At 64.9% G+C, this 21,409-nt stretch carries 22 protein-coding genes; 12 read left to right on the top strand and 10 right to left on the bottom strand.

Going from position 1 to position 21,409, the window contains the following annotated elements:
- Positions 1–192 precede the first annotated feature (192 nt).
- The 8 genes from RCI06_RS00770 (at position 193) to asrC (ending at position 9,650) form a co-directional block, all read left to right on the top strand.
- The gene (locus tag RCI06_RS00770) at positions 193–1,947 is read left to right on the top strand and encodes an NAD(P)-dependent oxidoreductase (RefSeq protein ID WP_306573628.1); all 1,755 of its coding nucleotides are present in this window, start codon (positions 193–195) and stop codon (positions 1,945–1,947) included.
- Positions 1,934–2,818: a hydroxymethylbilane synthase gene (gene hemC, locus RCI06_RS00765; protein WP_306573626.1), complete on the top strand. Its 885-nt coding sequence runs from the start codon at positions 1,934–1,936 to the stop codon at positions 2,816–2,818. Before RCI06_RS00770 ends, hemC begins: the two co-directional genes overlap by 14 nt.
- Positions 2,815–4,335, top strand: coding sequence for a uroporphyrinogen-III C-methyltransferase (cobA, locus tag RCI06_RS00760; protein ID WP_306573624.1), 1,521 nt, complete (start codon positions 2,815–2,817; stop codon positions 4,333–4,335). The genes hemC and cobA overlap by 4 nt, the downstream gene beginning before the upstream one ends.
- Entirely contained in the window at positions 4,322–5,305 is a 984-nt protein-coding gene (hemB, locus tag RCI06_RS00755) for a porphobilinogen synthase (protein ID WP_306573622.1), read from the top strand. The genes cobA and hemB overlap by 14 nt, the downstream gene beginning before the upstream one ends.
- The gene (gene hemL, locus RCI06_RS00750) at positions 5,305–6,579 is read left to right on the top strand and encodes a glutamate-1-semialdehyde 2,1-aminomutase (RefSeq protein WP_306573620.1); all 1,275 of its coding nucleotides are present in this window, start codon (positions 5,305–5,307) and stop codon (positions 6,577–6,579) included. Before hemB ends, hemL begins: the two co-directional genes overlap by 1 nt.
- Positions 6,580–6,757: 178 nt before the next feature.
- A complete protein-coding gene (asrA, locus tag RCI06_RS00745) occupies positions 6,758–7,792 on the top strand; it encodes an anaerobic sulfite reductase subunit AsrA (RefSeq protein WP_288234161.1) in 1,035 nt (344 codons plus the stop codon).
- A gap of 16 nt (positions 7,793–7,808) precedes the next feature.
- Positions 7,809–8,600, top strand: a complete 792-nt coding sequence (asrB, locus tag RCI06_RS00740; protein WP_306573618.1) for an anaerobic sulfite reductase subunit AsrB — start codon at positions 7,809–7,811, stop codon at positions 8,598–8,600.
- Between the two features lie 15 nt (positions 8,601–8,615).
- On the top strand, positions 8,616–9,650 hold the full coding sequence (asrC, locus tag RCI06_RS00735; protein ID WP_121586238.1) for a sulfite reductase subunit C: 1,035 nt from the start codon (positions 8,616–8,618) through the stop codon (positions 9,648–9,650).
- A 57-nt stretch (positions 9,651–9,707) separates the two neighbouring features.
- On the opposite strand, the gene RCI06_RS00730 is transcribed toward asrC, so the two are convergent.
- Positions 9,708–10,610: a LysR substrate-binding domain-containing protein gene (locus tag RCI06_RS00730; protein WP_276872585.1), complete on the bottom strand. Its 903-nt coding sequence runs from the start codon at positions 10,608–10,610 to the stop codon at positions 9,708–9,710.
- A 159-nt stretch (positions 10,611–10,769) separates the two neighbouring features.
- Here RCI06_RS00730 and RCI06_RS00725 point away from each other — a divergent pair, with 159 nt between their 5' ends.
- A complete protein-coding gene (locus RCI06_RS00725; RefSeq protein ID WP_306573615.1) occupies positions 10,770–11,753 on the top strand; it encodes a Gfo/Idh/MocA family protein in 984 nt (327 codons plus the stop codon).
- Between the two features lie 50 nt (positions 11,754–11,803).
- Here the strand turns inward: RCI06_RS00725 and RCI06_RS00720 are convergent, their stop codons facing one another.
- The 8 genes from RCI06_RS00720 to RCI06_RS00685 all read right to left on the bottom strand — a co-directional run bounded on the left by RCI06_RS00720 (position 11,804) and on the right by RCI06_RS00685 (position 16,613).
- The gene (locus RCI06_RS00720) at positions 11,804–11,977 is read right to left on the bottom strand and encodes a hypothetical protein (protein WP_158595568.1); all 174 of its coding nucleotides are present in this window, start codon (positions 11,975–11,977) and stop codon (positions 11,804–11,806) included.
- A gap of 19 nt (positions 11,978–11,996) precedes the next feature.
- Complete coding sequence (locus RCI06_RS00715; protein WP_121586242.1) at positions 11,997–12,188, bottom strand: hypothetical protein; 192 nt, start codon at positions 12,186–12,188, stop codon at positions 11,997–11,999.
- Between the two features lie 61 nt (positions 12,189–12,249).
- A complete protein-coding gene (locus RCI06_RS00710) occupies positions 12,250–12,417 on the bottom strand; it encodes a hypothetical protein (RefSeq protein WP_158595569.1) in 168 nt (55 codons plus the stop codon).
- 116 nt (positions 12,418–12,533) lie between these two features.
- On the bottom strand, positions 12,534–13,283 hold the full coding sequence (locus RCI06_RS00705) for a copper homeostasis protein CutC (protein WP_306573613.1): 750 nt from the start codon (positions 13,281–13,283) through the stop codon (positions 12,534–12,536).
- Positions 13,284–13,312: 29 nt separating this feature from the next.
- The gene (locus RCI06_RS00700) at positions 13,313–13,789 is read right to left on the bottom strand and encodes a PTS glucose transporter subunit IIA (RefSeq protein WP_101550395.1); all 477 of its coding nucleotides are present in this window, start codon (positions 13,787–13,789) and stop codon (positions 13,313–13,315) included.
- 110 nt (positions 13,790–13,899) lie between these two features.
- Entirely contained in the window at positions 13,900–15,387 is a 1,488-nt protein-coding gene (gene nagE / locus RCI06_RS00695; protein WP_101550397.1) for an N-acetylglucosamine-specific PTS transporter subunit IIBC, read from the bottom strand.
- A gap of 69 nt (positions 15,388–15,456) precedes the next feature.
- Positions 15,457–16,284, bottom strand: a complete 828-nt coding sequence (locus tag RCI06_RS00690; protein ID WP_101550399.1) for a PRD domain-containing protein — start codon at positions 16,282–16,284, stop codon at positions 15,457–15,459.
- A gap of 71 nt (positions 16,285–16,355) precedes the next feature.
- Positions 16,356–16,613: an HPr family phosphocarrier protein gene (locus RCI06_RS00685; RefSeq protein ID WP_306573611.1), complete on the bottom strand. Its 258-nt coding sequence runs from the start codon at positions 16,611–16,613 to the stop codon at positions 16,356–16,358.
- Between the two features lie 348 nt (positions 16,614–16,961).
- On the opposite strand from RCI06_RS00685, the gene nagB reads away from it, so the two are divergent.
- The 3 genes from nagB to ptsP are packed head-to-tail and all read left to right on the top strand — an operon-like array spanning position 16,962 to position 20,524.
- On the top strand, positions 16,962–17,693 hold the full coding sequence (nagB, locus tag RCI06_RS00680; protein WP_306573609.1) for a glucosamine-6-phosphate deaminase: 732 nt from the start codon (positions 16,962–16,964) through the stop codon (positions 17,691–17,693).
- A gap of 31 nt (positions 17,694–17,724) precedes the next feature.
- Entirely contained in the window at positions 17,725–18,828 is a 1,104-nt protein-coding gene (nagA, locus tag RCI06_RS00675; RefSeq protein WP_306573607.1) for an N-acetylglucosamine-6-phosphate deacetylase, read from the top strand.
- Between the two features lie 31 nt (positions 18,829–18,859).
- Positions 18,860–20,524: a phosphoenolpyruvate--protein phosphotransferase gene (ptsP, locus tag RCI06_RS00670; RefSeq protein WP_276872581.1), complete on the top strand. Its 1,665-nt coding sequence runs from the start codon at positions 18,860–18,862 to the stop codon at positions 20,522–20,524.
- 118 nt (positions 20,525–20,642) lie between these two features.
- Here ptsP and RCI06_RS00665 read toward each other — a convergent pair whose 3' ends face one another.
- On the bottom strand, positions 20,643–21,200 hold the full coding sequence (locus tag RCI06_RS00665) for a hypothetical protein (protein WP_101550410.1): 558 nt from the start codon (positions 21,198–21,200) through the stop codon (positions 20,643–20,645).
- Positions 21,201–21,409: the final 209 nt, after the last annotated feature.

Below are 21,409 nucleotides of genomic sequence, written 5' to 3'. Positions count from 1 at the left end.
CATAAAACGAATGGAAAGCGCTATATATTATAATTGTATGGAAAAGCGGTACAGCTTGACTTTTGGGCCGGATTCCGATAAAATTTAAGGCATTACAAATGGTTGTTTGCCGCACAGTCCCACGCCATTCGGAAGCGACGCGCTGCCGGATGGCGTTTTGTATGGGGCGTGGCGGAGGATGGAGGAGTCGGTTTGGAAATACGGATGGCCGGGATCGACAGCTCCCGCGCCCCGGTCGGGGTACGGGAGCGGTTCGCGATGACCGCTTCGGCCGCGTCCGAGGCGGCGGCGCGCGCCTGCCGGGAGTTTGGCGCAAAGGGGTGCGTTCTTCTCTCCACCTGCAACCGCACCGAGCTGTGGTTGAGCGGGCGCGCTTCGCTCGAACCCTATGAGCTGCTCTGCGCGCTCAGGGGCGCGGAGCCCGGCGCGCACCGGGACTGCTTTGTCCGCCGCGAGGGCCTTGAGGCGGCGGAACATCTCTTCCAGCTCGCGTGCGGAATGAAATCCCAGGTCTTCGGAGAGGACCAGATTTTGACCCAGGTCGGGACCGCCCTCTCCCTCGCCCGGGAGGCGGGCGCGGCCGACGCGGTGCTGGAAACCCTCTTCCGGTCGGCCGTCACCTCGGCCAAGAAGGTCAAAACGGCCGTCCGCCTGACGGAGGCGGACCAGTCGGTGGCGGTGCGGATGGAGGCGTTTTTGAAGGGCGTCATGGGACCGCTCGCGGGTACGCCCTGCCTGGTGATCGGAAACGGAGAGATGGGGCGGCTCGCGGCGCGGCGGCTTGTGGAGGCCGGGTGCCGCGTCTCGATGACGGTGCGCCGCTACCGCCACGGGGAGGTTTCGCTGCCGGACGGCGTGGAGGCGGTTTCCTATGAGGAGCGGCTCTCCCTCCTGCCGCGGGTGCGCCTGGTGGTCAGCGCGACCGCAAGTCCACACTATACGCTGCGCGCGGCGGAGGTCGGGCCCGCTCTCTCGGGGCCGATGGTATTCTGCGATCTCGCGGTGCCCCGGGACATCGACCCGGCGATCGCATCCCTGCCGGGGGCGCGGGTTTACGACACCGACGGGATCTGCGGCGGGGCGGACGCCCGCCGCGATGAAGCCGCTCTGACGCGGGCGCGGGAGATCCTCGCGGACGGCCTTGCGGAATTCGCGCGGTGGTACGGCTTTCGCGCGGTGGTGCCCGCGGCAAGGGAGACCGGCGAGCTCGTCGCCCGGGACTTTATGGGCCGGGTGGAAAAGACGGTGCGCGGCCTCGGACTCTCCGGGGAGGCGGAGGAGGAGCTTCTCGGCCGGCTGCGGGCTTCGGCGGAAAAGACGGTCGACAGGCTGCTCTTCGGCCTGCGGGAGACGCTGCCGTCCGAGCTGTGGCAGCCCTGTATGGACGCGCTGCATCTGGCCGCCGGAGGGCGCGCCGAACCCGCGGGGCCGGGCGATTTTGCCCCCCGGCCCGCGGCCGGAGGGACGGAAAACGCTCCGCGTTTTCCGCTGTTCGTCGATCTGACGAACAGCAAAATCGCCCTCGTGGGCGGCGGCCGCGTCGCGGCGCGCCGCGCGAAGGCGCTCGCCCCCTTCGGCTGTTCCCTCACGGTGATCGCGCCGGACATCTCCCCGGAGATCGAGGCGCTCGGCGCGCGGATCGTCCGCCGCGCCTTCCGGGCGGGCGACTGCGCGGGCTTCGACCTTGTGCTCGCGGCGACCGACGACCGGGAAACCAATCACGCGGTCGGGGAGGAAGCCCGGCGGCTGGGCATCCCGGCGAACGTCTGCGACGCGCCGGGGGAGTGCGGCTTCTTTTTCCCGGCGGTTGTGCGGCGGGACGCGCTCGTCGTCGGGGTGACCGCCAGCGGGACGAACCACGCGCTGGCAAAGGCCGCGGCGGACAGTCTCCGCGCGCGGATGGAGGAATGGATTCCAAAGGAGGTGACGGCGGATGCGGCGACGTAAAATCCGCTTTGGCAGCAGGGAGAGCAGACTCGCGGTCATCCAGAGCGAACTGGTGATGGATGCGATCCGCCGGGCGCATCCCGACTGGGAGCTGGAGCTCGTGACGATGAAAACGACGGGCGACGTGATTCTCGACCGCCCGCTCGACCGGGTGGGCGGCAAGGGCCTTTTCGTAAAGGAGCTCGACCGCGCGCTCCTGGAGGGCCGCATCGATTTCGCGGTACATAGCCTCAAGGACCTGCCGATGGAGCAACCGGAAGGGCTGCCCATCCTGGCCTATTCCCGCCGCGCCGACCCGCGCGACGTGCTGGTTCTGCCGGAGGGCGCGGACCGCCTGGACCCGGAAAAGCCGCTTGGCTCGTCGAGTCCGCGCCGTGCACTCCAATTGGGGGGCCTTTTTCCCGGGATGCGGGTGGAAAGCGTGCGCGGCAACATCCAGACCCGCCTCTCCAAGATGGACGGCGGACAGTTTTCCGCGCTGGTGCTGGCCTATTCGGGCATCCTGCGCCTCGGGCTGGAAAACCGCGTCAGCCGGGTCTTTTCCACCGATGAAATGCTCCCGGCGGCGGGCCAGGGGATTCTGGCGGTGCAGGGGAGGGCGGAGGAGGACGCCTCCTTCCTCAGCTGCGCTGACGACGAAAATTCGCGGGCCGCGGGGCTCGCGGAACGCGCCTTTGTGCGCGCGCTCGACGGGGGCTGTTCCTCCCCCATCGCCGCCTACGCGGAGCTTCACGGGCAGGAGCTTCGGCTGACCGGCCTCTACTGCCGGGAGGCGGACGGGAGCCATACGGTCGAACACATGACCGGCAGCCGGACAGATGCGGAAAAGCTCGGCGTCCTGTTGGCCGAACGGATGAGGAGGCGGGTATGAGCGGAAAGGTCTATCTGGTCGGCGCGGGCCCGTCCGACGCGGGACTGCTGACCCTCAAGGGTTATGAACTGCTGCAAACCGCCGACGTGGTGGTGTACGACGCGCTCGTGGGCGGGGAGGTGCTCGGGCTGATTCCGCCCGAAACCCGCCGTGTCGACGTGGGCAAGCACGCGGGGAGCCATCCGGTGCCGCAGGAGGAGATCAACCGCATCCTGCTGCGGGAGGCGCTCGAGGGGCATACCGTCGTGCGGCTCAAGGGCGGGGACCCCTTCCTCTTCGGGCGGGGCGGCGAGGAGCTCGAGCTGCTCGCGGAGCGGGGCGTTCCCTTCGAGGTGGTGCCGGGCGTGACCTCGGCCGTCGCGGTGCCCGCCTACGCGGGCATTCCCGTGACCCACCGGGACTGCTGCTCATCGGTGCACATCATCACCGGCCACACGAAAAAATCGCCGGGCGCGCGCACCGACTATCGGGCGCTCGTCCGCTTGGGCGGCACGCTGGTCTTTCTGATGGGGGTCGCTGCGCTGGAGGAGCTCTGCGCGGGACTGCTCGGCGGCGGCATCGACCCGGCCACGCCCGCCGCAATTTTGGAGCGGGGGACCACGGCCCGCCAGCGGCGGATTTCCGGAACGGTCGAAACCCTGCCCCAAAAGGCACGGGAAGCGGAGGTCGGGACCCCGGCGGTCATCGTCGTGGGGGAGGTCTGCGCATTGGCGGAGCGGTTCTCCTGGGCGGAGAAGCGCCCGCTCGGCGGCAGGCGGGTGATTGTCACCCGCCCGCGAAAGCTGGCCTCCCGCATGACCGCGAAGCTGCGCGCGCTGGGTGCCGAGGTCCTGGAGCTGCCGTCGATCGTGACGGAGCCGGTCGCGCCGAATCCGGCGCTTGACGAGGCGCTCGCGCGGATCGGCGAATACGGCTGGCTCGTCTTCACGAGCCCGACGGGGGTGCGCGTCTTCCTGGAGCACCTGCGCGAAACCCGCTTCGACCTGCGGCGGCTGGGCGGGGTGCGGCTGGCCGCGATCGGCCCGTCGACCGCCGGGGCGCTCGGGGAGCGCGGGCTGCTGCCCGCGCTCCTGCCCGAACGCGCCTACGCCGCCGCGCTCGGCGCGGCGCTGGCGGAACGCGCCGCCGGGGAGCGGGTGCTTATCTGCCGCGCGAGGCAGGGCTCGCCCGAGCTGACGCGCGCGCTCGATGCGGCGGGGATCTCCTACGACGATCTCCCGCTCTACGAGACGCGTTACGCCCATCCGGACGCGAAGCGCGCGGCGGAGCTGCTCGACGCGGGGGAGATCGACTATGTGGCGTTCACGAGCGCGTCGACCGTCCGGGGGTTTGCGGAGACGCTCGGGAAACGGGATTACCGGGAGGTCCGCGCGGTCTGCATCGGGGAATCGACCGCCGCGGCCGCGCGGGAATACGGGATGCGGGTGGTGACCGCCTCGGAGCCGTCGATCGACGCGATGGCAGACCGGATGGCAGAACTGAGTGAGAAGGAGCGTAAGGGATATGGAGCTTATTGAGAGGCCGAGAAGGCTGCGGAAGACCCCGGCCGTCCGCGGGCTGGTGCGGGAGACGCGGGTGTCGAAATCCGCGCTGGTTTATCCGATCTTCGTCAAGGAGGGGCGGGAGATCGCCGAGCCGATCCCCTCGCTCGACGGGCAGTTCCGCTACAGCCCCGACATGCTGCATGTGGAGCTTGAAAAGGTGCGGGAGGCGGGGGTGCCCGCCGTGCTGCTCTTCGGGCTGCCCGCGCATAAGGACGAATGCGGCTCGGGCGCGTGGGACGACGAGGGCGCGGTGCAGCAGGCGCTGCGGCTGGCCAAACGGGACTTTCCCGAACTCTATCTCATCACCGACGTGTGCATGTGCGAATACACCTCCCACGGGCACTGCGGCATTTTGAACGGCCGAGAGGTCGACAACGACAGGACCCTTGAGTTGCTTGCCAAAACCGCCCTCTCCCACGCGCGGGCGGGCGCGGACATGGTCGCGCCCTCCGACATGATGGACGGCCGGATTCTCGCGCTGCGCCGGGCGCTCGACGGCGCGGGCTTTTCCGACACGCCGATCATGTCCTATGCGGTCAAATACGCCTCCGCCTTCTACGGGCCCTTCCGCGACGCGGCGGGCTCGGCGCCCGCCTTCGGCGACCGGCGGGGCTACCAGATGGATTACCACAATGTCCGGGAAGCGGTCCGGGAGGCGGCCCTCGACGTGGAGCAGGGGGCGGACGTCCTGATGGTGAAGCCCGCGCTCTCCTATCTCGACGTGGTGCGCGAGGTCAAGTCGCGGTTCGACCTGCCGCTGGCCGCCTACAGCGTCAGCGGGGAATACGCGATGATCCGGGCGGCGGGGAAGGCGGGCCTCATCGATGAGGCGGCGGTCGCCTGCGAGGCGGCGGTATCCGTCTTCCGCGCGGGAGCGGACATCCTCATCACCTACTACGCCAAGGAGCTCGCGGGCTGGATCGACGAGGGGAGGATCGGCTGATGGGACGTTCGGAGGAACTGTTCGAGCGGGCGAAAAAGGTCATCCCCGGCGGGGTCAACAGCCCGGTGCGGGCGTTCGGCTCGGTGGGGCTGACCCCGCGCTTCATCTCCCGCGCCGACCGGCAGAAAATATACGACACGGACGGGCGTGCATACACCGATTACGTCGGCTCGTGGGGGCCGATGATCCTCGGGCACAACCATCCCGTGGTGCGCGAGGCGGTCGAGCGCGCGGTGAGGGACGGCCTCAGCTTCGGCGCGGCGACCGAGCGCGAGGTGGAGATGGCGGAGCTCGTCTGCGGGGCGGTCCCGTCGGTCGAGCTGGTGCGGATGGTCAATTCGGGCACCGAGGCGGTCATGAGCGCGGTGCGCGCGGCGCGCGGTTTTACCGGACGGGACAAGCTCGTCAAATTCGCGGGCTGCTACCACGGCCACAGCGACGCGATGCTCGTCAAGGCGGGCTCGGGCGTGATGACGGCGGGGGTGCCGGACAGCGCGGGGGTGCCCGCGGCCTGTGCCGGCGACACGCTGACCGCCGCCTATAACGACCTTGAGAGCGTGGAGCTGCTCTTCGCGGAGAACCCGGGGAAGATCGCGGCGGTCATCGTCGAGCCTGTCGCCGCCAATATGGGTGTGGTGGAGCCCGCCGGGGGCTTTTTGAAGGGGCTGCGGCGGCTCTGCGACGAAAACGGCGCGGCGCTCATTTTCGACGAGGTGATCACCGGCTTCCGGCTGGCGTTCGGCGGCGCGCAGGAGCGGTACGGCGTCGAGGCCGACCTCGTCACCTACGGCAAGATCATCGGCGCGGGGATGCCGGTGGGCGCCTACGGCGGGCGGCGGGAGATCATGGAGCGGGTCGCGCCGGTGGGGAGCGTCTACCAGGCGGGCACCCTCAGCGGCAATCCCGTCGCGATGGCGGCGGGGCTTGCCCAGCTCCGTTACCTGCGGGAGCACCCGGAGGTCTACGCGCATATCGAAAGCCTCGGCCGGAGGCTGCGCGCCGGGCTGCGGGAGGCCGCGCCCGGCTGCGCGGTGACGGGCGCGGGGTCGCTCTGCTGCCTCTTTTTTACCCCCGGCCCGGTCGTCGATTACACGACGGCGAAGGCGGCCGACACCGCGCGGTTCGCGCGCTGCTTCCGGTTTTTGCTCGACCGGGGGATCTACACCGCGCCCAGCCAGTTCGAGGCGCTCTTCCTCTCGGACGCGCACACCGAGGGGGATGTGGACGCCCTTGCGGCCCGCGTCGCGGATTTTTTCCGCACGGAAAAAAACTGAACGGGACCGGAAAGGGCCGCTGCGGGAAACCGCGGCGGCCCTTTCCATTGCCAAACCCTGGCCATCCGATTCATTTTTTCAATTGGCAAGCATATTGTTAACCATGTTATACTATTCACAAAGGGAGCCGTGCCGTCCGGGGACGCTCCATCCAACGAGGAAAGGCGGAAGAAAACAGATGGGATATCGCTTGAGCTATCCGGAGGCAGACGAGCTCTTCCGGAAACTGTCGGCGGAGTATGAGATCTACGCGCCGAAGCTGTTTGAGAAACAGGGCCGTTATTCCGATACGGACATTGTCCGGTACGACCGGGTTAAACGGGCCGAGGAGATCGTCTGGGACCGCAAATCGGACTTTTCGGCCAAGGAGGTCGTCAGCCCGATCACCCAGACCATTTTTTACTTTACCGAGGACGAATACCGCGAGAGCCGCACGGGCGCCAAAAAGCTCCTCATCTTCCTGCGCCCCTGCGACATCAACGCGTTTGAGCACCAGGACAAGATCTACCTGGAGAACGGCGGCATCGCCGACGTGTTCTACCAGCGGGTGCGCGACCGGGTGCGCTTTGTGCTGATGGAGTGCACCGAGGGGTGGGACACCTGCTTCTGCGTCTCGATGGGCGCCAACCGCACGAACGACTATTCCGCCGCCGTCCGGCGCGACGAAAACGGCCTGCTCTTCTCGGTCCCCGACCCCGGGCTGGCCCCCCATTTCGCCGGGAACCGGGAGGAGCCGTTCGAGGTCCGGTTCATCGAGCAAAACGATTTCACCGTGGAAATTCCCGAGATCCCCAATAAGGACGTGCTCAACAAGCTCAAAAAGCACCCGATGTGGCAGGAGTTCAACGACCGCTGCATCAGCTGCGGAAGCTGCACCGTCGCGTGCAGCACCTGCACCTGCTTCACCACGGTGGACAAAATCTACGGCGAAAACGCCCACGCGGGCGAACGCCGCCGCGTGGCGGCCTCCTGCCAGGTGGCGGGCTTCGACTGCATGGCGGGCGGGCATGAGTTCCGCACGACCGCGGCCGACCGGATGCGCTACCGCGTCCTACATAAGGTGCACGACTACAAGGCCCGTTTCGGCGATTTCCACATGTGCGTGGGCTGCGGGCGGTGCAGCGCGAGATGCCCGAAGTTCATCTCGTTCCCCGCCACCATCAACAAGATGGCCGCCGCGATCAAAGAGATCGTCGCCGCCGAACGCCAGTGAAAGAAGGAGGATACCGATGAACAATCCCGTCATGCCGAAACCCCATCAGATTCTGGATATCATCCGGGAGACCAATCTGGAATACACCTTCCGGATTGAGACGGATATGCGTCCCCAGCACGGGCAGTTCTTTCAGCTCTCCCTCCCGCGCGTCGGCGAGTGCCCCATCTCGGTGAGCAATTTCGGAGAGGGGTGGATGGAGTTCACCATCCGCTCGGTCGGCAAGGTGACCGACCAGTTGTTCTCCCTCCAGCCGGGCGACGAGCTTTTCGTGCGCGGCCCCTACGGAAAGGGCTGGCCGACCGACGAGCTGCGCGGCAAGCACCTCGTCGTCGTCGCGGGCGGCACGGGCGTTTCGCCGGTGCGCAGCCTGCTCAACAAATGCGCCGCCGAGCCGGACTTCGTGAAGAGCGTCGACCTCATCTGCGGCTACAAAAATGAGGACTGCATCCTCTTCCGCCCCGATCTCAGGCGCTGGGCGGAGAAGTTCCGCGCGATCTACACCCTCGACAGCCAGGTGTGCGAGGGGTGGGAGACGGGGCTCGTCACCACCCACATCTCGAAGGTGCCGTTCGACTCCTTCGGGGACGATTACGCGGTGATCATCGTCGGCCCGCCCGTCATGATGCACTTCTGCGGTCTGGAATGCAAAAAGCTCGGCATCCCGGACGAAAAGATCTGGGTCTCCTTCGAGCGCAAAATGTCCTGCGCCGTGGGCAAATGCGGGCACTGCCGCATCGACGAGACCTATGTCTGCCTGGAAGGCCCCGTATTCAACTATACGGTCGCCAAAGACCTGTTGGATTGAGGAGGGAACAAGCGGATGAACCAGGATATCAACATTAAAAAACTCCAGAAGAACTGCTGGCGGCAGTCGAAGGTGCCGGGCGAATTCATGCTCCAGATGCGGGTCCCCGGCTCGATGATCAGCGCGAAGCACCTCGAGCGGGTCCAATATATCTGCCAGACGTGGGGCAACGGCAATTTCCACGTCGGCATGCGCCACACCCTCAACGTGCCGGGCGTCAAATACGAGGACATCCCGGCGGTCAACGACTACATCTCCGAGTACCTCGAAGAGGTCGAGTGCGACATGTGCGACGTCGACATGGAGACCGACGCGGGCTATCCGACGATCGGCTCCCGCAACATCATGGCCTGCATCGGCAACACCCACTGCATCCTCGCCAACTACAACACCCAGGATCTCGCCCGCAAGCTGGAACCGCTCGTCTTCCCGAGCCACTACCACATCAAGATGTCCCTCTCGGGCTGCCCGAACGACTGCGGCAAGGGCCACTTCAACGATTTCGGCATCGTCGGCATCTCCAAGATGGTCTACCACTATGAGCGGTGCATCGGCTGCGGCATGTGCATCGACGCGTGCAAAAAGCACGCGACCGGCGTGCTCTCCTTCACCGAGGACAAAAAGATCGCCAAGGACACCTGCTGCTGCGTCGGCTGCGGCGAGTGCGCGACCGTCTGCCCCGCGGGCGCGTGGACCCGCAGACCCACCAAGTTCTTCCGCGTGCTGGTGGGCGGGCGCACGGGCAAGCAGTCCCCCCGCATGGGCAAGACCTTCCTCAACTGGGTCACCGAGGACGTCCTCCTCGCGGTCATCGGCAACTGGCAGAAGTTTTCCGCCTGGGTGCTGGACCACCAGCCCGTCTATATGCACGGCGGCCACCTGATCGACATGGCCGGCTACGACAAGTTCAAGGAGATGATGCTCGAGGGCGTCACGCTGAACCCCGAGGCGACGGTGGCGCAGCGCATCCTGTGGACAGAGACCGAGTACCGCGCCCAGATCAACGTGATCCCGCTTTCCGAGCACCCCAAGGCGGGCCCGCGAAAATAGGCCGCCTGCCGGAAAAAGCCTCCCGCGCATACGCGCGGGAGGCTTTTTTGGCGCCGGTCAGCCTCCCGAAAAGGTGGCGCAGACCTCGCCGAGAAGGTCGAGGAAGGCCCCGGCGGCGTCGGGGAGGGGGCGGTCATTCGGAAGGATGTAGGAAAAATCGCGGGTGTAGGAGCTGCGGACGGGCAGCTCGACCAGTTCGCCGCTGCGCAGCTCGTCGAGCATGACGAGCCGGGAGAGGAAGCAGACGCCGAGCCCCTGCTTGACGACCTCCTTGATGGCGAAATTGGAGTTGTATTCGATGCGGTTCTCCACGCGGATGTGGTTGGAGGAGATGAAGCTGTCGAGGTACTGCTCGGTGCCCGAGCCCTGCTCGCGGGTGATCCACAGCACCTTGCCCAGCCTGCCGGGGCTGGCGTCCCCGAGCTCCCCCGCGAGGGCGGGGGAGGCGGCGAGCACGAGGTGGTCGGTATAGAAGTCGGTGCGCTGGAAGCTGTGGGGGATGTCCCGCCCCTCGATGAGCCCCACGTCGATCCGCCCGTCCTCGAGCGCGTCGCAGACCTCGCGGGTGTTGCCGACCAGCACCCCCGCGCGCACGTCGGGATACCGCCCGCAGAAAGCCGCCAGGACCCTGGGAAGCATATGGTCGCCGATCGTCATGCTCGCGCCGATCTCGAGGCGTTGGACGGCGGCGCTGTGCCGGATCTGGTCGAGCTCCCCGAAGGTGTCCTCCAGGGTGCCGAGCACCTTTTTGGCGCAGCGGTAGACCGCCTCGCCCGCCTCGGTCAGCTCGATCTGCCGGGAGACGGCCGAACGGGTGAGCAGGCTTGTCCCGCCGAAAAAGATCTCCACCTTCTTGACCTGCTGGCTGACGGTGGGCTGGGAAAAATTCAGCTTCTGCGCCGTGCGCGTGAAGTTTTTGCTCTCCGCCACCTCCACAAAGGTCCGCAGTTCCTCGAACAACCTCAGTCACTCCCCTCTGTACATTGATCCTATCATAGCACCTTTCGGCCCCGGTATCAAATCCCAATGCAAAATTGCGCGGAGGGGATTGGAATTCCCGGGGAAATGAGGTACAGTGTAAGGGAAGCGAACGAAAAAGACGGACAGGGGGAACTCGTCATGCGATTTGCTGTAATCGGCACCAATTTTATCACCGACCGGCTCCTGACGGCAGCGGGGGAGGTCCCGGGGTTCCGGCTGGAGGCGGTCTGCTCCCGCACGCGGGAGCGCGGGAGGGAATACGCCGCGAAGTGGGGCGCGCCCCGGGTCTTCACAGACCTCGACGAGCTGGCCGCCTGCCAGGAGGTGGACGCGGTCTACATCGCGAGCCCCAACGCCCTGCACCGCGCGCAGGCGGTGAGGATGCTCCGCGCGGGAAAGCACGTGCTCTGCGAAAAGCCCGCCGCCTCCAACGCCCGCGAGCTGCGGGAGATGTATGCCGCCGCGGATGAAAGCGGCACGCTGCTTCTGGAGGCGATGCGCCCGGCGTTCCTGCCCTCCCTCGACCGGCTGCGCGAGGCGCTCCCGAGGATCGGCAAGGTGCGGCGCGCGGTGCTCAGCTTCTGCAAATACTCCTCGCGCTACGACCGGTTCCGCGCGGGCGTCATCGAAAACGCCTTCAACCCCGCCCTCTCCAACGGCGCGCTGATGGACATCGGCGTCTACTGCGTGCACCTGCTGCTGCTCCTTTTCGGGGAGCCGGAACGGATCCAGGAGGCCTGCGTCAAGCTCGAAAACGGAGTGGACGGCGCGGGCACCATCCTCGCGTCCTACGGGGAGATGACCGCCGAGCTGCTTTACTCGAAGATCAGCGGCATGGACGACCGCAGCGAGCTCCAGGGGGAGGACGGCAGCATCTTCCTGGGGGACATCAGCCACCTGGGGGATCTCCGCCTGTCCATGCGGGGCGGCGGCGGGGAGACGCCCCTGCCGGTGGAAACGGCGGAGCACGACATGCGCCACGAGCTGGAAGCGTTCCTCAGGATGGCCGAGACGGGCCGGGGAGAGGAGCCCCACCGCCGCCGGTCGATCGCCGCGATGGAGCTGCTGGACGAGGCGCGGCGGCAGTGCGGCATCCGTTTCCCCGCCGACGAAACGCGGTAATAGCGATAAAACGGGAACAGGGCGCCCGCCGGACGGCGGGCGCCCCTATTTTATGCGGGCGGATCCTCGCCGCCGCAGAGCAAGCGCTGGCATTCGAGCAGCTCGACGGTCCGGAAGAGCTCGTCGGGCGTGCCGGCCGGCAGGTTCGCTTCAAGGATTTCCCGCCGCAGGCCGGGCGGGAGCGCGTCGAGCAGGGCGCGCGGCGCGGGATTGGTATCCGTCACGGCCATCGCCTCCAAACGGTTATTTGGACAGCCCCTCGAGGATGTTCCCCGCGTAGCGTTCCAGCTCGGCCTGCGTCTGGATGCGTTCCCCGCCGCGGTGGACCAGGTCCTGCACATAGCTCGGCAGGGCGCTGTAATACTGCTTGGCGCGCGCGTCCCGCTGGAGCAGGGCGTCGAGTCCTGTGGGGAAGCTCCCGTTCACTTTTGACATGTTCATCACCTCGCCCTATAGTATGGGGCGGGGCGGGGCCCTTCATGCAGGGGACGGAAATTCAGAGCAGGCAGGGGTTGCCGATGATGCAGAGCAAAAAGAAGATGACGAGCGCGATCAGAAAGACCGCGAGGCAGCCGTCGCATCCGGGCGCGCCGGAACGGCAGCGGGGGCAGTTTTCCGGGCGGCAGCCGCAGCTTTCCCGGTCGGGGCAGTCGGAACAGTTCATCAAGGATCCCTCCCATACCGATTTATATGCGGGGGAGGGCGGACAGATGAATGGCCCCCGCCGAACGGAGGGAACGGCGGGGGCCGGAGAATGGAATTGGGAGTAAATCGGAATGACTACCGCCCGAGCACCTGCATGACTCCCCGCACGGTCGTTTCATTGACGGCGAGGTAGCAGTCGTTGGAGGGCGGAAGGGAAGACCCGAAATTCAGCGTCGGGTTCAGCAGGGTCGAAGGGTCGGAAACCTGCGCGGTGCCGCCCAGGTGGACGCGGGAGACGCCCGTCTCCTCGACGAGGCGCAGGATGTTGCCCGCGCGCACGCCGCCCCCTGCGAGGACCTGGATCCGGTCTCCGTACATCTGCTGCATCGCGCGGATGGCGGGCGCGCCGGTCAGCGCGTCGGCGCAGCCGCCGCTCGTCAGCACGCGGGTCACCCCGAGGGAGACGAGCTTCGACGCGGCGTCGAGCATGTTTTCGGTGACGTCGATAGCCCGGTGAAAGACCGTCTCACAGCCGCCGGTACATTCTAGGAAGCGCGCGCACCGCTCGTAATCGAGACGGCCGTCGGCGGTCAGGAAGCCGAAGACGACGCCGTCCGCCCCCATCCGGGAGAAGCGGCGCGCGTCCTCGCACATGACGGAAAAGTCCTCGTCGGAATAGCAGAATCCCGCGCCGCGCGGACGGACCATGACGCTGACGGGCAGGGAAACCTGCTCCTTGACCAGGGCGACGAGGCCGGCGGAGGGGGTGAGCCCGCCCAGCAGATGGGCGGACACCAGCTCGATCCGGTCGGCGCCCACGCGTTCGGCCAGTTTGCAGTCCTCGAGCGAGCCGCAGCAAAACTCAATGGACACGCGGTTTTTCATGGGAACGCCTCCTGGGGAAGAAGAGGGTCTCACTTCTTATAGGTGATTGCCGCCGTCCTGCCCCCCTCGGCGGGGCCGGGGCAGGCGGTCATCGACTTGATCGCGTCAAGGTTGGTGATGATGCAGGGGGACATCGGGGAAAGGCCCTGCTCCCTGATGAAGCCGATGTCCATCTCCATGATCTTGTCGCCCTTTTTGACCTTCTGGCCGACCTCGACAAAGCTCTGGAAGCCCTTGCCCTCGAGCTTGACGGTGTCGATGCCCAGGTGGACGAGGATCTCCAGGCCGTCGTCCGACTCGATGCCCATCGCATGGAAGGTGTGGGCGATCTGGAAGATCGTCCCGTCGACGGGGGAGTAGACCGTCCCTTCGGTCGGGTCGACGGCGATGCCGTCCCCGAGCACCTTTTCCGCAAAGACGGGGTCGGGGACCTCGGTCACGGGGATCACCTTCCCGGTCAGCGGGGCCGCGATTTCAAGTTGTTTGCCTTTCAGAAAGTTCAGCATACCCTATTCTCCTTATACTGTTGCCCGCTGCCGGGGCTTTTGATAGTAGTGCAAGATATCCCTCTCCGCCGCGGCGGAGAGGGATATCCGAAAGACGGATACGGTTTTGATCAGAGGAACTTCTTCATCGCGTCGACGAGCAGCTCCGCCTTCATGCCGACGATGACCTGGGTGACCTGGGTCCCGGCCTTCATCACGCCCGAGGCGCCGAGAGCCTTGAGGTCCTTCTCGTCGATCTCCTTGTTGCTGACAAGGACGAGGCGCAGGCGGGTGATGCAGCTCTCGATCTCCTTGATGTTTTCCTTGCCGCCGAGGACCGCGATATATTTCTGGGCCAGCTCGTCGAAGCCGATGTCGTCGGCCAGCTTTCCGAAGTCCGCGGTCTCCTCGTCTTCCTCGCGGCCGGGGGTCTTGAGATCAAACTTCTTGATGACGAAGACGAACAGGAAGAAGTAGATGACCGCCATGATCAGGCCGATGACGATCGACAGGGCGGGTTTGGTGGAAATGCCCCAGTTGAGGACCATGTCGAAGAGGCCGGCAGAGAAGCCGAAGCCCATCTTGATGCCGAGCATGACGCTGACCGCCATGGAAACGCCGGTCAGGGCGCCGTGGATCACGAAGAGGCCGGGAGCGAGGAACATGAACATGAACTCGATCGGCTCGGTGATGCCGCAGAGGAACGCCGGGATCGCGACGGAGATCATCGCGCCGCCGATGGCGGCCTTGTTCTCCTTCTTCGCGCAGAAGTACATGGCAAGCGCGGCGGCCGGCAGCGCAAACATCATGATCGGGAAGAAGCCAGCCATGTAGTTTCCGGCAGTCGGGTCGCCCGCGAAGAAGCGGGTCAGGTCGCCGTGGACCACGGTGCCGTCAGGCTTGGCAAACTCACCGAAGTTGAACCAGAAGTAGGAGTTGAGCACGTGGTGCAGGCCGACGGAGAGCAGCACGCGGTTGAAGAAGCCATAGATTGCCGCGCCGGCCGCGCCGATGCTAGAGAGGAATCCGGCGAAGGTGTCAAGCATCTTCTGGATGAACGGCCAGACAAAGCCGAAGCCGATACCGGCAAGCAGCGTGTAAAGGCCGGTCATGATGGGAACGAAGCGGCGGCCGCCGAAGAAGGCGAGCCAGTCGGGCAGCTTGGCGCTCTTATACTTGTTGTAGGCGACGCCCGCTATGACGCCCGCGATGATACCGCCGAAGTGCGCCATGTTGACCGAAGCAACGCCGGCGTAGAGGCTCTGCGCCCAGGCGAAGCCGCCGACCGAACCGAACAGGCCGGTGGCGCCCTCCGCGACGGGAGTGACCAGCCAGCTGAACAGCGCGCCCGCGGTGCCGTTCATGACGTAGAAGCCGATGGCGCCCGCGAGGCCCGCGGCGCCGTTGTTGTCCTTCGCGAAGCCGATCGCGACGCCGATCGCGAAGAGCAGCGGCAGGTTGTCGAACAGCGCGGAACCGGCCGCCGAGATGAAGGGCAGGTTGAGCAGGTCGCCCTGTCCGAGGCGGAGCAGCAGAGCCGCGACCGGAAGGGAGGCGATGGGCAGCATCAACGCTTTGCCCAGTTTCTGGAGCTTTTGCAGGAACGTGGTTTTTTCCATGTGTCTACCTCCTAAAACAGAATCTATTATGTACGGGGCGAATTCCCCGTATACAGACAAAGCCGGAATCTACATCTGGACCAGCAGGCAGATGTGGACCGCCAGAAACGCCTTGTGGTCTTCAGAAAGCTCCGCGCCGATCTCCCGTTTCATCAGGTCGGAGACCGCCTGCGCGGCGCGGTAGTATTCTCCCATGCCCAGCCGGACATACTGTTTGACGGGCATCTCGAGCGGGGCGCCGCGCAGCGCGGAGCTGATCAGGCGGTTGAGGCTGGTCAGGAAGTTTTTGCAGGCGGAGGAGTTGGTGTCGAAGGTCCGCCCGAAGCACCGCCCGACCACGAGTACCGCCTGCTTATAGAACCGGGCGTTTTTCATGGCGGTATTGATGTGCTTGTTGCGGCGGGCGGAGTAGAGGTGAAGGGCGATGAAGCCCTTTTCCGGTTCGCCGATATCGACGTCGACCTCCCTGCGGATGAGCTTGGCGGCAATCTCCGCGACCTCGAACTCCCGCGAGCACATGATGGCGATCTCGCCGATGAAGGGGTTGTCGATCGGCAGCCCCATCTTGAGGCGTTCGATCGCGAACGCGATGTGGTCGTAGAGGGCGTCGTAGAGCTTGTCGTTGGTGATGTCGAGCTTTTCGCGCGCGATCTCCACGATCTCCTGGGTCACCTTCTCGACCTTTTCGATGTCGTAGTTGAGCCGTTTGATCTCGCTGGGGTTGACGCTCTCGTCCAGGATGGAAAAGACCTTGTTGTCCGGATCGTCGCCGTTGATCAGGTCGCCCTTGCGCGCACCGAACCCGACGCCCTTGCCGATCAGCACGATCTGCTTGCCGCCCGGCTCCTCGGCCAGGACGACGTTGTTGTTATAGACCTTCAGCACTTTGTAGTGCATGCCGCGCGCCCTCCTTCAAGCCGTCCCCCGTGAAAGCCGACCGCGCGCGCCGCCCTGCGGCGGCGCGGCACTTACAGGTTTTCGGTGAGGAACTTTTTGATGGCCTCGGCGGCTTCGGCCTCCCGCTCGCCGTCGACGGCGACGGTGATCTCGTCGTTCTGCTTGACGCCCAGCCCCATCAGCGCGAAGAGGCGCTTGCCGTCGGCCGACTTGCCGTTCACCGAGATGGTGGTCGCGGCGGGGAAGGACGAGATGCACTTGACGAGCAGCCCGGCGGGGCGCGCGTGGATGCCGAGGGCGTCGTTTATTTTGTAGGTAAAGGTCTGCATGAAATGATCCTCCTTTTGAGCGGATGCGGATGTACCGGCGAAAATCGGGGAAAAATAAAAGGCACAAACTTTCCAAACAATTCAACCAATCGTCCGAAAGCTTATGCCTGATCGCATCAGTAACATCACTTTGCATCTTCTGTTTGGTTTCAGTTTAACAGCTGAGATATATTTTGTCAATATTATGGACACATTTTGTTAACAATAACAGAAAATGGATAAAAAATTGTGGATTTATCCCTAAAAAATTCTTTTTTTAAACAAGAGCCCTTGTAAAGACGGATAGAGCCACTATAATGAAACTAAGCGACCCGCGGACAGGGCCGCAGCAAAAAGGGGGAACCGACCATGAGAATATACGTTGCGAAGGACTACCACGACATGAGCCGCAAGGCCGCCAACATCGTCTCCGCGCAGGTGATCATGAAGCCCAACTGCGTGCTCGGGCTGGCCACCGGCTCGACGCCCGAGGGCATCTACGCCCAGCTGACCGACTGGTACAACAAGGGCGATATCGACTTCTCTTCCGTCAAGTCGGTCAACCTCGACGAGTACAAGGGCCTTCCGCGGGAGAGCGACCAGAGCTATTACTACTACATGAACGAGCATTTTTTCAAAGGCATCAACATCAGGCCCGAAAACACCCACATCCCCAACGGCATGGAGCCGGACGGCGAAAAGGAGTGCGCGCGCTACAACCGGGTCATCGAGAGCGTGGGCGGCATCGATCTTCAGATCCTGGGCATCGGCGCGAACGGCCACATCGGCTTCAACGAGCCGGGCGAGGCGTTCGAGAAGGAAACCCACTGCGTCGCGCTCACCGAGAGCACCATCGAGGCGAACTCCCGCTTCTTCGAGAACCGGGACGACGTGCCCCGCTACGCCTATTCGATGGGTATCAAGTCGATCATGCAGGCGAAAAAGATTCTGCTCGTCGCCAGCGGGGCGGGCAAGGCGGACGCGATGTACGCGGCGCTCTGCGGGCCGATCACGCCGGCGGTACCCGCGTCGATCCTCCAGCTCCACAACGACGTGACCGTTGTGGCGGACGGCGCGGCGCTCGCCAAAATCCAACTGTAAAAGCCCCGCGGCGCGGGGACGGAGGTTCCAGATGATTATCAAAAACGCACAGGTCTATACCGAAGGGTTCGCCTTTGAAAAGCGGGACGTCGCGGTGGAAGGGGAGCTGTTCGCCGAAACGGCGGGCGGCGGTACGGTCGACGCGTCGGGGCTGCTCATGCTTCCCGGGCTGATCGATATCCACTCCCACGGCTGCGACGGCTACGATTTCTGCGACGGCACCGACGAGGCGCTCGACGCGATCACCGCCTATGAGGGCAAAAACGGCGTGACCGCCATCTCGCCCGCGTCGATGACGCTGGCGGAGGAGACGCTCGCCGCGATCTACCAAAACGCCGCGCGCTACTCCTACCGGGGCGGCGCGATGTTCCTCGGCGTCAACATGGAGGGGCCCTTCTTCAACCCCGCCAAGAAGGGCGCACAGAACGGCGCCTTCCTGCGCGAGCCGGACATCGGCATGTTCCGGCGGCTGTGGGAGGCGTCGGGCGGCAGGATCAAGACCGCCTGCGTCGCGCCCGAGCTGCCCGGCGCGATGGAGTTCATCGACGAGGCGAAGCGGTACTGCGCCGTCGCGGTGGCCCACACCACCTCGGACTACGATACGGCGATGGAGGCGTTCCGGCGGGGCGCGTCCCGCGCCATCCACCTCTACAACGCGATGCCGCCCTTCTCCCACCGCGCGCCCGGCGTGGTCGGCGCGGTGGCGGACAGCGGCGCGATGGCGGAGCTCATCTGCGACGGGGTGCACATCCACCCGGCGGTTGTGCGCGCGACCGTCAAGCTGCTCGGGGACGACAAGGTCGTGCTCATCAGCGACAGCATGATGGCCACCGGCCTTTCGGACGGAGCCTATTCGCTCGGCGGCCAGCATGTCGACGTCAAGGGCAACCTCGCGACCCTTTCGGACGGCACGATCGCGGGCTCCGCGACCAACCTCTTCGACTGCATGCGCTGCGCGGTCAAATTCGGCGTGCCGCTCGAGAGCGCCGTCCGGATGGCCACGATCAATCCCGCCAAAGCGATCGGCGAGGACGGCCGCATGGGCTCGATCGCGTCCGGAAAGCTCGCCAACTTCGTGCTGGCCGACCGGGAGCTGAATATCCGTGCGGTCTATGTGAAGGGAAAACAGCTCTGACCCGGCGGGGAAATCTTCGGGAGGTGCAGGAATGATAGTATTAAACGGCAAGAGCGTGTTCGGCGGGATCGCGTTCGGCAGGCTGGCGTTCTATGAGCGCCGCCAGCAGAACATCCACCGACGCAGCGTCGACGACCCGCAGGCGGAGATCGCCCGGTTTGAGGACGCGAAGACAAAGGCCGTCGAACAGCTCGAGGCGCTCTACCAGAAGGCGCTCGTCGAGGTGGGGGAGACCAATGCGATGATCTTCCAGATCCACCAGATGATGCTCGAGGACCTCGACTACTGCGATTCGGTCACCAACATCATCACCTCCCAGGGGGTGAACGCGGAATACGCCGTCGGCGTGACGGCGGATAACTTCGCGCAGATGTTTTCCGCGATGGACGACCCCTATATGCAGGGGCGCGCGGCGGACGTCAAGGACGTGTCCGAGCGGCTGGTGAACGTGCTCTGCGGCGTGCAGAGCGCGGGGGTCGACTCGGCCGGGCCGGTGGTCATCGCGGCGGACGACCTCGCGCCGAGCGAGACGGTCCAGCTCGACAAAAACAAGATTCTCGCGTTCGTGACCAAGCGCGGCTCGGCCAACTCCCACACCGCGATCCTGGCGCGCACGATGAACATCCCCGCCGTGATCGGCGTGGGGGATGCGCTGGAGGAGGCCTATAACGGCCGCGAGGTCATCGTGGACGGCTTCTGCGGGCAGATTTACGTCGACCCCGACGCGGAGACGACGGCGGCCCTGCGCGAAAAGTGGGAGAAGGAGAACGACAAGCGCCGCCTGCTCCAGGAACTGCGGGGCAAGGAAAACGTCACGGTCGACGGTCAGAAGGTGCTCATCTACGCCAACATCGGCAGCCCCTCCGACATGGGCGCGGTGCTCGCCAACGACGCGGGGGGCATCGGGCTCTTCCGCAGCGAGTTCCTCTACCTCGAGAGCAGCGGCTACCCGAGCGAGGAGGAGCAGTTCGCCGCCTACCGCACCGTCGCGGAGACGGCCGCCGGCAAGCGGGTGGTCATCCGCACCCTCGATATCGGCGCCGACAAGCAGGTGGATTACTTCCAGCTGCCCAAGGAGGACAATCCCGCGATGGGCTACCGCGCCATCCGTATCTGCCTGACGCGGGAGGACGTCTTCAAGACCCAGCTGCGCGCCCTCTACCGCGCGTCGGCGTTCGGCAACATCGCGATCATGTTCCCGATGATCACCTCCGTGTGGGAGGTCCGCGAGATCAAGCGGATCGCCGCCGAGGTGCGGGAGGAGCTGAAGGCGGCGGGCATCCCCTATTCCGAGGAGGTCGAGCTGGGCATCATGATCGAGACGCCCGCGGCGGCGATGATCAGCGACCGGCTCGCGCCGGAGGTGGATTTCTTCAGCATCGGCACCAACGACCTGACCCAGTACACCCTGGCGATCGACCGCCAGAACCAGAAGCTGGAGCGGTTCTATGACGCGCATCACCCGGCGATCCTGCGGCTCATCAAGCTGGTGGCGGACAATGCCCACAAGGCGGGCATCTGGATGGGCATCTGCGGCGAGCTTGCCGCGGACCCCGAGCTGACCGAGACCTTCCTCGCCATCGGGGTCGACGAGCTGTCCGTTTCGCCGCCCTACGTGCTCGAGCTGCGCCGCCGCGTCCGGGAGACGAACGTGGCGGAGGTCCGTGAAAAACTGCTCGCGGCGTTTATGGAGTAAAGGCAAATCACTTGGCAGTAAAACGAAGCGGCCCGCACAGCCTCAATGGCTGTGCGGGCCGCTTTTGCAGCTGCTACAAGAATCGCGTTAAGTAAAGTTGCTTTACAGGAAACGCCGGTCAGTCGTGCTGGTCCCAGAGCGCGGCGAGCTGCTTCTGCCCGGCGGTGGTCATCCGCTTGGAGATGTTCCCGCGGATGAAATCCTGGTTGTCGATGTAGAGGCCAAACTCTGTACGGTCGTCCTCATCCGCGAGGGTGGACAGGTCATGGCAGCCGTTAAAGAAGAGCAGGTTCACGCGGTAGATTTCATTGAGCACGCCGAAATAGAACTTGTTCTGGCGGCTGTTGGCCTTGGTGGCTTCCAGAACCTGCCGCAGGGCGTTCTGCATCGTCTCGTGCCGTTCCCGCACATAGGCGTCGCAGCCACGCCGCAGGACCTCCTGCATCTCAGGGGACTGCTGCTCGAAGGGGAGCATCCGGACGGCGCCGTCCGCGAGCGTTTCCGTGGCGGGCTTGCAGCTCAGCCCGGAGAGGGTGTGGTTGGCGGCCTCGGCAAAGGCGATGCCGAACGGATCGCACATCCGCCGGATCTTCTGGTGGGCCTGATTGATGACAATGAAGGCGATGACGATCAAAACCATCATCATCCCATAGGCCAGCAGGTATGTTGAATCCATAAACAGTTCCTCGCTTCTGGCCGCAAAGCGGCCTGATAATCTGTATTTTTTCTAGTATACCGCAGAGGAAAGGGCTCGTCTATATGAAATGTGCACAAAAATGGAAAAAGTCGGGCGCGCGATCCTCGCGCCCCCCCCACAAAAAATAAAACAAAATAAAAAATATGACACCCACAAAAACGAAGAGGACCAGACAGGACGCGGCCCAC

Source organism: Anaerotruncus massiliensis (ex Togo et al. 2026) (assembly GCF_030825285.1).
Taxonomy (GTDB): domain Bacteria; phylum Bacillota; class Clostridia; order Oscillospirales; family Ruminococcaceae; genus Anaerotruncus; species Anaerotruncus massiliensis.
Note: the sequence above shows the minus strand (reverse complement) of the source record. Positions and strands in the feature narration are given on the sequence as shown.

Coding starts and splice junctions, on each gene's coding strand:
- RCI06_RS00705 (WP_306573613.1), bottom strand. CDS start 13,283: ATGAAAAACCGCGTGTCCATTGAGTTTTGCTGCGGCTCGCTCGAGGAC.
- hemL (WP_306573620.1), top strand. CDS start 5,305: ATGGGACGTTCGGAGGAACTGTTCGAGCGGGCGAAAAAGGTCATCCCC.
- hemC (WP_306573626.1), top strand. CDS start 1,934: ATGCGGCGACGTAAAATCCGCTTTGGCAGCAGGGAGAGCAGACTCGCG.
- RCI06_RS00690 (WP_101550399.1), bottom strand. CDS start 16,284: ATGCACTACAAAGTGCTGAAGGTCTATAACAACAACGTCGTCCTGGCC.
- RCI06_RS00725 (WP_306573615.1), top strand. CDS start 10,770: ATGCGATTTGCTGTAATCGGCACCAATTTTATCACCGACCGGCTCCTG.
- ptsP (WP_276872581.1), top strand. CDS start 18,860: ATGATAGTATTAAACGGCAAGAGCGTGTTCGGCGGGATCGCGTTCGGC.
- nagA (WP_306573607.1), top strand. CDS start 17,725: ATGATTATCAAAAACGCACAGGTCTATACCGAAGGGTTCGCCTTTGAA.
- nagB (WP_306573609.1), top strand. CDS start 16,962: ATGAGAATATACGTTGCGAAGGACTACCACGACATGAGCCGCAAGGCC.
- RCI06_RS00665 (WP_101550410.1), bottom strand. CDS start 21,200: ATGGATTCAACATACCTGCTGGCCTATGGGATGATGATGGTTTTGATC.
- RCI06_RS00685 (WP_306573611.1), bottom strand. CDS start 16,613: ATGCAGACCTTTACCTACAAAATAAACGACGCCCTCGGCATCCACGCG.
- RCI06_RS00700 (WP_101550395.1), bottom strand. CDS start 13,789: ATGCTGAACTTTCTGAAAGGCAAACAACTTGAAATCGCGGCCCCGCTG.
- nagE (WP_101550397.1), bottom strand. CDS start 15,387: ATGGAAAAAACCACGTTCCTGCAAAAGCTCCAGAAACTGGGCAAAGCG.
- hemB (WP_306573622.1), top strand. CDS start 4,322: ATGGAGCTTATTGAGAGGCCGAGAAGGCTGCGGAAGACCCCGGCCGTC.
- asrB (WP_306573618.1), top strand. CDS start 7,809: ATGAACAATCCCGTCATGCCGAAACCCCATCAGATTCTGGATATCATC.
- asrA (WP_288234161.1), top strand. CDS start 6,758: ATGGGATATCGCTTGAGCTATCCGGAGGCAGACGAGCTCTTCCGGAAA.
- RCI06_RS00710 (WP_158595569.1), bottom strand. CDS start 12,417: ATGAACTGTTCCGACTGCCCCGACCGGGAAAGCTGCGGCTGCCGCCCG.
- asrC (WP_121586238.1), top strand. CDS start 8,616: ATGAACCAGGATATCAACATTAAAAAACTCCAGAAGAACTGCTGGCGG.
- RCI06_RS00715 (WP_121586242.1), bottom strand. CDS start 12,188: ATGTCAAAAGTGAACGGGAGCTTCCCCACAGGACTCGACGCCCTGCTC.
- cobA (WP_306573624.1), top strand. CDS start 2,815: ATGAGCGGAAAGGTCTATCTGGTCGGCGCGGGCCCGTCCGACGCGGGA.